This is a genomic window from Mesorhizobium sp. M7D.F.Ca.US.004.03.1.1, assembly GCF_003998635.1.
Taxonomy (GTDB): Bacteria; Pseudomonadota; Alphaproteobacteria; order Rhizobiales; family Rhizobiaceae; genus Mesorhizobium; species Mesorhizobium loti.
Genome location: NZ_RZQG01000177.1, coordinates 1 through 8,386 on the forward strand (window position 1 = coordinate 1; position 8,386 = coordinate 8,386).

The following is an 8,386-nucleotide window of genomic DNA, read 5'->3' on the forward strand; positions in this document are numbered from 1 at the left end:
GTAAGGAAGCGGCAGCTGCCGAGGCACCAGTCGCGCGCCCTGGTGCGTCCTTCGGCGAGGCGGTCGGCGCCAGGCTTGAGGCGCGGGTCGATGAGTGCGGGGGCGATTTCAGCGGTCATGATGTTTGCTGTCGGCCTTGGCAATGAAACGACGAATGATGGCGGCAAAACCTTCGGGGTCGGCGAGGGGATGAAAATGCGCACCGGGAACTGAAACAAACCGGGCACCCGGTATCGCAGCGGCGATCGCCTCTGAAAGGGCTGATGGCGTCAGGATATCGCCGGCGGCCGCAATCACCTGGACCGGGGCGTCGATGCGCTGCAGATCGTCAAGGCGGTCGTGGTCGAGCAGCATGCGCACGCGCGCGGCGCTCACCGTCAACGGCGCCAGGGTGCGGGGGGCGGCGGTGACGGCAGCTTCAAGCTGCCCGGCATTGGTATCAAGGTAGGACGGCTCGTGGCAGAGCACATGGCCTAGGCGCTGGTAGGTCTCGGCTAGGCCGGCCTCCAGCAGCTCGGCGCGGGCGCTGAAGAGCGTGCGGAAACGGCTGTCGGCGCGCGCCCAGGAACTACTGATCGTATAGCTCAGGCCGAGTTCCGCATGATCGAGCGCCAGCACCTGCGCGATGGCGCCACCGGTGGAATGCCCGACAATATGGGCGGGCCCGCCCGTCTGCACCAGGAGGCCGGCAATGTCGCTGGCGATCAGGGGAATGGAGCAGGGGCTTTCCGGGCGATCGCTGCGGCCGGCGCCGCGATGGTCGGTGACGATGATGCGATGGTCGGCCTCGAGCAGGCGTACCACACCAGCCCAGAATCTTCCGTCACCGCCGAGCCCCGGGATGAGGATGAGGCGCGGGCCATGGCCGCCTGATGTCTCGTAGTGGATGCGGCAGCCATCGGCGGCGGTGAAGAAGGGCATCAGTGACGGCCCTCCCTGTCGAGCAACTCGCCAAGCGCCGCGACGAGGCTGAGCGCGGTCAGCGCCGAAGTCTTGGGATTGCCGGGCGAGGGCGCGTTGACGAGGCGGAAGGAAGCGCTGCCGGCGGAGCTCTCGACCTCGATTTCATGCGTGTTGCCGGTGGCTCTCGGATCGGCAACCACGCTAACGGTGACCTTGTCGATGCCTGCCGCGAGCGCCACGGCGAAGGCGGCGTTGAGGTTTTTCGGATAGAGTTTTGCCGCTTGCGCGGGCGTGCCCTCGAAGAGCGATACTGCTTCGTGCTCGGCTGACAGGCCAAGGGCGGCAAGCTCGGCTCTCCAGGCTGCCTGCGGCTTGCGCGAGGTGTAGCGCACCCGCGCCTCGGGAAGGGCCGCTATCGCCCTGAGATAGTCGAGGCCGCCCAACGCGCCTGACGGCAGGATCAAGCGCGCGCCGCTGTTGCGCGAAGCATCGGTCAATCGGGCGGCAAGTATCGGATCGGAGAACGCACCGATCGAAGCGATCATGGTCGGGATGCCGGCGTCGAGAAGCGCCGGCACATAGGCGGCGACTGCCTGCTGGCTTGCCGCCTCCACCACCGCCCTGGGGCGCGCCTCGATCAGCGCATCCAGCCGCGTGACAGCGCTGACATTCGCCGGCACTGCGGGGCGGGCGCCTTCGCGCGTCAGCGCTACCCAGCGACATGAGTCCTGCGGGAAAGCGGAGACGATCTCGCGCGCGATCGTGCCGAAGCCGATGAGGCCGAGCGTCACCATCCGAGGCTTCTTCAGGGGTTCTGTTTCAGAGGATCGAACTTGTCGGCGAGGTCTGCCCCGAACACTGTCTTGCGCTCGATTTCCAGGACGTTTTCCGGGCGCGGGAAATTGGAGGGCACACGGTCGCCGGGCTTGCGCGGCTTGCCGATCAGGCGAAAGAAGTCCTCAAGCCCGTTCGGCACGATCAACCAGATCCAGCGAAGGCGCGTGTCGCCATCGTTGATGAACATGTGACGGACATTCTTCGGCAGGAACACAACGCTGTCCGGTTCCAGCGGATATTCCTTGCCGTCGATGACGGCGCGGCCATGGCCTTCGATGACGTAGACCGTCTCTTCGTTGCGGTCATGCGTGTGTTCGCGAACATAGCCGCCGGGCGCTACCGATTGCGTGCCCAGTGCGAAGGGGTGCTCCATGCCGACGATGTGCGGCGCGAGCGCGACGTCGATATGGCCGTTTGCCGGTACCGGCTGCCAGTAGCTTTCGCGCGTTTCGGTTCCGGAAACATGGATGCCTGTCGGCGCGGGTTGAAGGCGGGTGTCGTCCATGGCTCTGCCTCTCGAAAGGAGCTGCGAAGGTCGTGCGGGGCACGCTGCTGACCAAGAGAGGGTACAGCGCAAAAAGTGTCGACACAATAGTAGACAGATTAAATTTCCTGCCTCTATAGTGCCGTGATGATGATGGCAGGGGAATGCCGATGGGCGAGTACGACGTTCTGGTGATCGGTTCGGGATCGGCGGCCTGCTCGGCGGCGCTGCGGGCCGCCAAGGGCGGCCTCAAGGTGCTTGTCATCGAAAAGAGCGAATGGCTGGGCGGCACCTCGGCCATGTCCGGGGCCGGGGTCTGGATACCCGCCAACCATGTCGCGGCCGAAGCCGGCATCGCCGACAGCCGCGAGGATGCGCTCGCCTATCTGCGCGCGGTCGCGCCCGAAGGGTGGGAGCAGAAGGAAGATACGCTCTGGGGCGCGTTCGCCAAGGCCGCTCCGGACATGCTGCACTTCCTGTCCGTCAACACGCCGCTCGATTTTCGCCTGATCAACGAGCCGGACCCCTTTGCCGAAGCGCCTGGCGGCAAGCTCTACGGCCGCATGCTCTCGCCGAGGCCGCTCAGCCGCCGTATCCTGGGCAAGTTTGCACGGAGCCTGCGCCGCTCAACCCTTCCCCACAGTTTCACCTACCAGGAGATCGTTGACCTCGATCTTTATCACCATCCTATCCGAGCCGGGTTGAAGGTCTGGCCGAAGCTTCTATGGCGATGGCTGACGAATTCCGGCGGCCAGGGCACGGCTCTCATGACCGGGCTCATCAAGGGCTGCCTCGATGCCGGCGTCACATTTCAGCCGGGAACGCGTGCCGTCACCCTGCTCCAGGACCCGGACTCGCGCATCACCGGCGCGGAAGTGGAGAGCGAGGGCCAACATACGAAGATCGTCGCGCGTCGCGGCGTCGTGATCGCAACCGGCGGCTTCGAATGGGACGCCGAGATGCGTGCGCGCCACTTCCCCGGCGCCTTCGACCGGATCGGCAGTCCGCGCGGCAATGAGGGCGACGGCCAGAAGCTTGCGGCTTCCGTTGGCGCGCAGCTGGACCGCATGGATCAGGCGAACGTCTATCCCTGCCTGCCGACGCGCTACCAGGGAAAATCGCACGGCTTGCCGATGACCTTCCAGGCCGAGCCGCACTCGATCGTCGTCGATCGCGATGCAAAGCGCTTTGTCAGCGAAAACGCGTTCAACATCGGCGAGGCGATCGATGCGCGCGGGCCGGACGGCGCGCCGATCCATCTGCCCTGCTATCTCGTTGGCGATCATCGTTTCCTGAAAACGTCGCTGCCTTTCCGCTGGTATGCCTCCTACGAGCGCGATTGGATCAAGAAGGCCGATACGATCGCTGGCCTTGCCGCCAAGCTCGGACTGCCGGCAGCGGCGCTTGAGGAGACAATCGCCCGCTGGAACGGCTTTTGCGCGAAGGGGCACGATGCGGACTTCCAACGCGGCGACAACGGTTGGGAGGCATACAAGGCGCATGGCCCCGAGAATCGGCTGAAGCCGATCGACAAAGCGCCCTATGTCGGCATGACGATCAATCGCTCGATCCTCGGCACCAAGGGCGGCGCTCGCACCAATGAGCGCGCGCAGGTGTTGAGGCCGGACGGTTCGATCATCACCGGCCTCTATGCGGCCGGGCTTGCCATGGCCAACCCCATCGGCACCCGCGCCGTAGGAGCCGGCACGACGCTGGGGCCCAATCTGACATGGGGCTTCATCGCCGCCGAGACGATCCTGCATCAAAACCGGTAATCGCGGGGCCTCGCGCACCATAAGGAGCGCGCTCATCGCCACGATCCGCTGATGTCCCGTAACCAAAGCTGCAGGACGTATCCAGGCCCTGCGGCATGGCTCGATGACGCGCAACAGAATGGCCACGCGCGAGCCGGCTTCCACAGTATCGCCGGCTGGCACGGCCGAGCACATCTGCTGCGTGCGCGGTTCGAGGGCGTCGCCTTCGAGCACAAGCGCCATGTCGAGACTTTGCACAAAGCGGGCGTCGATTTCGACCAAGTGGTGCTGTCTGGCGGCGGCTCGCGCAGCACGGTCTGGCCGCAGATATTCGCCGATGTGCTGGGCGTGCCCGTTACCGTGGCACGCAGCCGCGAAACCGGAGCCCTGGGAGCGGCGATCGCTGCAGGCGCCGGCGTCGGCATCTTCGCGGACTACAGTGCCGGTGCCGCCGCCATGACAGCGGCCGCTCGACACTTTGTGCGTGACGAGGCAGTTGCCGACGCATATGCACGGCGGTATCGACTGTACGGCGAGATCAACCAGGCGATGAGCCCGATGCGGGAGCGCATCGCCGGACAGCAGGCACGCACGTGACCGAAGCTTCACCGTCCCCGTTCGGCAGTTACGACTACGTCATCGTCGGTGCTGGCTCCGCCGGCTGCGTACTCGCCAACCGGCTTTCGGCCGATCCGCGCAACAATGTGCTGCTGCTCGAGGCCGGCGGCAGCGACCGCTATCACTGGGTCGATATCCCGATCGGCTACCTCTTCTGCATGGGCAACCCGCGCACCGACTGGATGATGAAGACCGAGCCGGAAGCAGGTCTCAACGGACGCAGCCTCAACTATCCGCGCGGCAAGGTGCTTGGCGGCTGTTCATCGATCAACGGCATGATCTACATGCGCGGCCAGGCCGCCGACTATGATGGCTGGCGTCAGGCCGGCAATGCTGGCTGGGGCTGGGACGATGTCCTGCCCTACTTCCTCAAATCGGAAGACTTCCATGGTGGCAAGAGCGCCATGCACGGAAGCGGCGGCGAGTGGCGGGTCGAACGGCAGCGGCTGTCATGGCCGATCCTCGACGCCTTCCGGGACGCGGCCGAGGAACTCGGCATCCCCCGCACCGACGACTTCAACACCGGCACCAATGAAGGCTCGGGCTATTTCGAGGTCAACCAGAAGAAGGGCGTCCGCTGGAACACATCGAAGGCGTTCCTGCGCGGCATAGCGGCGCGCAAAAACCTGCGCGTGGTGCTCGGCGCGGAGACTGAACGGCTCGAATTCGATGGCCGGCGCGTCATCGGACTCGTCTTCCGCCAAGGCGACCGCCTGCACCAGGTTCGCGCTGGACAGACGATCCTTGCAGCCGGCGCCATCAACTCGCCGAAGCTGCTCGAACTCTCTGGCGTCGGCCGCCCCGACCTGCTTTCGAGCATTGGCGTGGATGTCCGTCACGCCTTGCCGGGCGTCGGTGAAAATCTGCAGGACCATTTGCAGATCCGCACCGTCTTCAAGGTCGCCAATGCCGCGACGCTCAACCAGCGCTACCACAATCTGGTCAGCCGTGCGTCGATGGGGCTGGAATACGCGCTCAAGCGCAGCGGGCCGCTGTCGATGGCGCCAAGCCAGCTCGGCATCTTCGCCAGGAGTGATCCGCGCCTTGCAACGCCCGACCTCGAATATCATGTGCAGCCACTGAGCACCGACCGGCTGGGCGAGCCGCTGCATCGCTTTCCAGCCGTGACAGTGTCGGTCTGCAATCTGCGACCGGAAAGCCGGGGCACCGTACATATGGGTTCATCCGATGCACGGGAGGCGGCGAAGATCCGACCGAACTATCTTTCCACCGAGGGAGACCGCACCGTGGCCGTCGCCTCGTTGCGCCATGTCCGCAGTCTGATGAAGGCCCGCGCCGTGGCGCGCTTTGCGCCCGAAGAAATGCTGCCCGGCACGCAGTATGACAGCGACGAAGACCTCATCCGCAAGGCCGGCGATATCGGCACGACGATCTTCCACCCCGTCGGCACCTGCAAGATGGGTTCGGATAACATGGCGGTGGTCGACGATGGCCTGCGTGTTCACGGGCTTGCCGGACTGCGCGTGGTCGATGCCTCGATCATGCCGACAATCGTTTCGGGCAACACCAACTCGCCGGTCGTCATGATCGCGGAGAAGGCAGCCGAGATGATCCTGCAAGAGGCCCGCTGACCGCTATCGGCTTCAAGCCATGGCAACGCCGCGCGATCGCCTTTTCTCCGCGGCCGCGAGCAGGTCGACGAAGGCGCGCACCTTGGCGGGCCGGAACCGGGCCGGTGGAAAGACGGCGTGGATGCCGCCGGTGGGCAAGCTCCAGTCGGCAAACACGGGTACCAGCCGCCCTTCGGCGATATCGTCGCTGACGCTGTAGTCCGGAAACACGCCGAGCCCGATACCGGCGAGCACGCAAGCCAGGGCGGCCGGGCTCTTGTCGCACATGATGATTGGATTGAGCTCGGTCAGCACCCTCTCATTGTCCCTGGAAAACAGCCATTGGCCGATGCCGCGCAGCTGGGCGTTGCCGACCCAGGCCAGCGATCTTGCCTGGCGCGGCGTCACGTCGGGCGGCAGGCTTGCCGCGAAGCCAGGGCTCGCCACCACGGTCTGCCGGATCGTACCCAGGCGCCGCGCCTGGTTCGAGGAGTCGGTGAGCCAGCCGACACGGATACCGAGATCGATCTGCTCGTCCACCAGATTGCTGACCGCGTCATCGAATATGGCATCGACGCGCATGTGCGGATAGGTTCTGAGATAGGCCGCCATGACCGGAGCCACCATCTTGGTGCCGTAGTCGAGCGGCGCGGTCAGTCTCAGCGTTCCGCTCGGTTCGACGCCTCCGCGCGAGATTTCGCCATAGGCCGCCTCCGCTTCCCGCAGGATGATCATCGCGCGGTCATAGAAGAGGCGACCCTCCTCGGTCGGTGTGACACGCCGCGTCGTGCGCTGCAGCAGCGTTGCGCCGAGTTCCTCTTCGAGCTTACCGATCTGATGGCTGACCACGGCCTTGGCGACGCCAAGCCGGTCCGCCGCCGCGGTGAACGAGCCGGTTTCCATCACCGTGGTGAAGTAGGCCAGCCGATTGAGGTTCAGAAGTTCAGCCAAGGTGACAGTCTTTGTCTGATTGAATCAGACAGTTTGTATTATTGGGCGCCATTTATCGCAAGACCCCCGCCTGCCACATATGAGCCAAGGCATTCGACCAAGCCGGCAGCCGGATCAAGGGTGGCAGCGATTATGAGCAATTCAGAAGTGACCTATCTTTTCGATCCGCTCTGCGGCTGGTGCTATGGTGCCACCCCGATGCTCGACAGGCTGTCGGCCACCGGCGTGCGCGTCGAACTGCTGCCGACCGGCCTGTTCTCCGGCGCCGGTGCGCGTCCGATGGATGAAGGTTTTGCCGCCCACGCCTGGGCGAACGACCAACGGATCGAGCGCCTGACCGGACAAGTGTTCACGCCGGCCTACCGGCGCAATGTCCTCGATATCAGCGGGACCCTGCTCGATTCGCATGCCGCCACGCTCGGCATCAGCGCCGCCGGCCTGGAATATCCCAGCCGCCGGCTTGCCGCGCTGAAGACGATCCAGCGGGCGCGCTATGTCGACGGCAGCGATGTCGTGACGACCAGTGGTGTGGCCGAGGTGCTCGCCGCCGCCGGCATGGCGGAAGCTGCCGAGATGCTCAAGGCGCCGACCGATGCATTGCTGACGGCTCACCGCGAGCTGGTCGGCCGTGGCCGCGCGCTGTTCCAGCGCCTGCATGCCGATGGCGTGCCTTCGCTGGCGGTCATCCGCAACAATGCGCCCTGGCTGATCGGTTCGAACGCGCTCTTCGGCAGTTTCGACAATCTTGTCGCCCATATCGCGGCGGCGTGATCCCATCCTCCAGAAAACCTCCAACAAGGAATAAGGAAATAGATATGGCAAAAGTCGCTCTCATTGGTGCATCGGGTGCTGTCGGTTCGCGCCTACTCAGAGAACTTTCCGATCGCGGCCATACCGTCACCGGCATTGCGCGCAACCCGGAAAAGATCGTCTCGCTTCCGGGCGTGACGGCCAGGAAGGGCGATGTCTTCGACGAGAAGGGTCTGGCCGACCTGATCCGTGGCCACGATGTCGTGATCAGCGCGGTGCATTTTCTGGACAGCGATGCCGATACACTGATCGCCGCGGTGCGGGCCTCCGGCGTGAAGCGCTATCTCGTCGTCGGCGGCGCCGGCAGTCTCGAAGTCGCGCCCGGCAAGCGGCTGGTCGATACCCCCGAATTCCCGGCGATCTACAAGGCCGAAGCGCAGAAGGGCGCCGACTTCCTGGACAGATTGAAGACGGTCGGCGACCTCGATTGGACGTTCCTGTCGCCATCCGCCATGTTC

At 64.9% G+C, this 8,386-nt stretch carries 8 protein-coding genes and 1 pseudogene; 5 read left to right on the forward strand and 4 right to left on the reverse strand.

Annotated features, from left to right (window positions below):
• Nucleotides 1-108 precede the first annotated feature (108 nt).
• From EN935_RS12870 to EN935_RS12880, 3 genes are read right to left on the reverse strand one after another with little or no spacing between them, the layout of a single operon-like run.
• Nucleotides 109-921: an alpha/beta fold hydrolase gene (locus tag EN935_RS12870; protein WP_109658648.1), complete on the reverse strand. Its 813-nt coding sequence runs from the start codon at nucleotides 919-921 to the stop codon at nucleotides 109-111.
• Nucleotides 921-1,697: an aspartate dehydrogenase gene (locus tag EN935_RS12875; RefSeq protein WP_127373353.1), complete on the reverse strand. Its 777-nt coding sequence runs from the start codon at nucleotides 1,695-1,697 to the stop codon at nucleotides 921-923. Before EN935_RS12875 ends, EN935_RS12870 begins: the two co-directional genes overlap by 1 nt.
• Nucleotides 1,698-1,708: 11 nt before the next feature.
• Nucleotides 1,709-2,245 carry a cupin domain-containing protein gene (locus EN935_RS12880; protein ID WP_109658650.1) on the reverse strand — a complete coding sequence of 179 codons (537 nt, stop codon included), beginning with the start codon at nucleotides 2,243-2,245 and terminating at the stop codon, nucleotides 1,709-1,711.
• Between the two features lie 149 nt (nucleotides 2,246-2,394).
• Between EN935_RS12880 and EN935_RS12885 the strand changes: the two genes are divergently transcribed.
• The 3 genes and pseudogenes from EN935_RS12885 to EN935_RS12895 all read left to right on the forward strand — a co-directional run bounded on the left by EN935_RS12885 (nucleotide 2,395) and on the right by EN935_RS12895 (nucleotide 6,188).
• Nucleotides 2,395-3,999, forward strand: a complete 1,605-nt coding sequence (locus tag EN935_RS12885) for an FAD-dependent oxidoreductase (RefSeq protein ID WP_206534511.1) — start codon at nucleotides 2,395-2,397, stop codon at nucleotides 3,997-3,999.
• A 96-nt stretch (nucleotides 4,000-4,095) separates the two neighbouring features.
• A pseudogene (locus EN935_RS12890) lies at nucleotides 4,096-4,575 on the forward strand (FGGY-family carbohydrate kinase); the annotation flags it as partial.
• A complete protein-coding gene (locus tag EN935_RS12895; protein ID WP_109658652.1) occupies nucleotides 4,572-6,188 on the forward strand; it encodes a GMC family oxidoreductase in 1,617 nt (538 codons plus the stop codon). The pseudogene EN935_RS12890 and the gene EN935_RS12895, both read left to right, overlap by 4 nt.
• Before the next feature lie 12 nt (nucleotides 6,189-6,200).
• On the opposite strand, the gene EN935_RS12900 is transcribed toward EN935_RS12895, so the two are convergent.
• The gene (locus tag EN935_RS12900) at nucleotides 6,201-7,118 is read right to left on the reverse strand and encodes a LysR family transcriptional regulator (protein ID WP_109658653.1); all 918 of its coding nucleotides are present in this window, start codon (nucleotides 7,116-7,118) and stop codon (nucleotides 6,201-6,203) included.
• 132 nt (nucleotides 7,119-7,250) lie between these two features.
• On the opposite strand from EN935_RS12900, the gene EN935_RS12905 reads away from it, so the two are divergent.
• On the forward strand, nucleotides 7,251-7,889 hold the full coding sequence (locus EN935_RS12905; RefSeq protein WP_127373355.1) for a DsbA family protein: 639 nt from the start codon (nucleotides 7,251-7,253) through the stop codon (nucleotides 7,887-7,889).
• 44 nt (nucleotides 7,890-7,933) lie between these two features.
• The coding region (locus EN935_RS12910) for an NAD(P)H-binding protein (RefSeq protein WP_127373356.1) at nucleotides 7,934-8,386 on the forward strand (453 nt) is incomplete at its 3' end.

What these genes read in the sequence shown, in the direction of transcription:
- EN935_RS12870 (WP_109658648.1), bottom strand. Translation starts at nt 921, where the DNA reads ATGCCCTTCTTCACCGCCGCCGATGGCTGCCGCATCCACTACGAGACA.
- EN935_RS12905 (WP_127373355.1), top strand. Translation starts at nt 7,251, where the DNA reads ATGAGCAATTCAGAAGTGACCTATCTTTTCGATCCGCTCTGCGGCTGG.
- EN935_RS12885 (WP_206534511.1), top strand. Translation starts at nt 2,395, where the DNA reads ATGGGCGAGTACGACGTTCTGGTGATCGGTTCGGGATCGGCGGCCTGC.
- EN935_RS12875 (WP_127373353.1), bottom strand. Translation starts at nt 1,697, where the DNA reads ATGGTGACGCTCGGCCTCATCGGCTTCGGCACGATCGCGCGCGAGATC.
- EN935_RS12880 (WP_109658650.1), bottom strand. Translation starts at nt 2,245, where the DNA reads ATGGACGACACCCGCCTTCAACCCGCGCCGACAGGCATCCATGTTTCC.